The organism is Streptomyces sp. NPDC055140, assembly GCF_053607285.1.
In genome coordinates this window covers 1-1,508 of record NZ_JBSGTG010000129.1, presented here as the reverse complement: position 1 = coordinate 1,508, position 1,508 = coordinate 1, and the positions used below count along the sequence as shown (strand labels likewise).

Sequence of the window (1,508 nt, the reverse complement as noted above, 5' to 3'; positions counted from 1 at the left end):
GTGACGGCGAATGAGTTCAGCGGGACGCAAGCGCCGTTCCGTGACACCCGTGATCCCGTCCCGCGATCCGTCACACGAAGGCTCAGGACGCGTCGGCCCATGCCGTCGGCATCCGGCGCGTCCCTTCCCGGACGCGACACCGTTCCTGGTCGGTTCGTTCCAGCCCGTCCCGCTCTGGAGCAACACCGGTCCGGGACAACCAAACACCGCTCCCAGCCCCAGGAGGTGCCGGCCATGGCCCGGCTGATCGAGACCGTCATCACACGTCTGACTCCGGCGGAGCGGCGTGTTCTCGAGCAGATGTCGCTCGGGTGTGATCCCGGCGCCGGCTCGGTCAACCTGACTATGGCGCGCGCCACATTCAACCGGTACTCAACGCAGATCGGCCAGAAGCTGCAGGTCAAGAAGGCCCCGGTCAAGGTGCAGATGGGTTTCGTCAGCGGCGAACTGCCCCTTCCCGCACACCGGCCGGCCCCCGTGGAGTTCGACGAGAAGGAGCGTCTGCTTTGGCAGGCTCACGCGTTGCACTGCACCGCGGCCGACATCGCCAAGCACGCCGGCATCGGGCAGTTCGAACTCGCGGACGACACCGCCCGCCTCATGGCGAAGGCGGGCGCAATCAATGAACCGCACCTGATCCGTCTCGGCCACGTCTACGAGGTGCTCACCCGGGACGATGTGCCCGCGCCGTTCGCCGCCTGATCGACCCCTCTGCAGTACGAGGGGCCCCGGAAGATAGGCCGGGCTCTTTCACGGAAGAGCCCGGTTGGCTCACCCTGGAACCCAACTGAAGGGCAAGGCTCGTGACGATCGCACCCGAAACCCCGAGTACGACAACCCCCATCATCCCTACGTTCATTGAGCTCGAGATCACCCGCCGCTGCCAGCTCACCTGCCCTTCTCACTGCTATGCCGAAGCGGGCCCGACGCAGGGGCACGGGGTCATGACCGGCGACGACTGGAAGCGGGTCATCAGCGAGGCCGCCGCGCTCGGCGCGAAAAGGATCCAGCTCATCGGAGGCGAACCCACGCTGCACCCCGACTTCGCTGCACTCGTGGAACACGCCCTGGTAGAAGGACTCGAGGTTCAGGTGTACTCGAACCTGTTTCGCGTTCGCCGTGAGCACTGGGCCCTCTTCGCCCGGCCCGGCATTACCTTGGCCACCTCGTACTACGCCGACACTGGCGACGGGCATGACCAGGTCACCGGTCGTAAGGGCTCCCATGCCAGGACCCGTGCGAACCTCGTGGAGGCGCGCCGACGTGGCATTCACGTACGCGTGGGGATCGTTGACGTCGTGGACGGTCAACGGGTCCAGGAGGCACGCGCTGAGCTGGAGGCGCTCGGTATCACGGACGTGCACACGGACCGAGTCCGGGCGGTCGGCAACGCCGCCAAGGGCGCCAGCCTGCCGTCCACATCCTCCCTCTGCGGCCGGTGCGCCCACGGCATGGCCGCGATCCTGTCGGACGGGACGGTCACCCCGTGCGTCCTTGGCCGATTCCTC

Annotated in this window: 2 protein-coding genes; both read left to right on the top strand. The window is 67.1% G+C overall.

Features of this window, described 5'->3' with window-relative positions; genetic code table 11:
* Nucleotides 1-234 precede the first annotated feature (234 nt).
* Nucleotides 235-702 carry a hypothetical protein gene (locus tag ACWFR4_RS48150; protein ID WP_453658249.1) on the top strand — a complete coding sequence of 156 codons (468 nt, stop codon included), beginning with the start codon at nucleotides 235-237 and terminating at the stop codon, nucleotides 700-702.
* A gap of 101 nt (nucleotides 703-803) precedes the next feature.
* A partial coding sequence (locus tag ACWFR4_RS48145) for a radical SAM protein (RefSeq protein ID WP_453658247.1) occupies nucleotides 804-1,508 on the top strand: 705 nt, incomplete at its 3' end.

Bases quoted from the DNA above. Each gene is read 5' to 3' on its own strand.
- ACWFR4_RS48150 (WP_453658249.1), top strand. From the start codon at position 235: ATGGCCCGGCTGATCGAGACCGTCATCACACGTCTGACTCCGGCGGAG.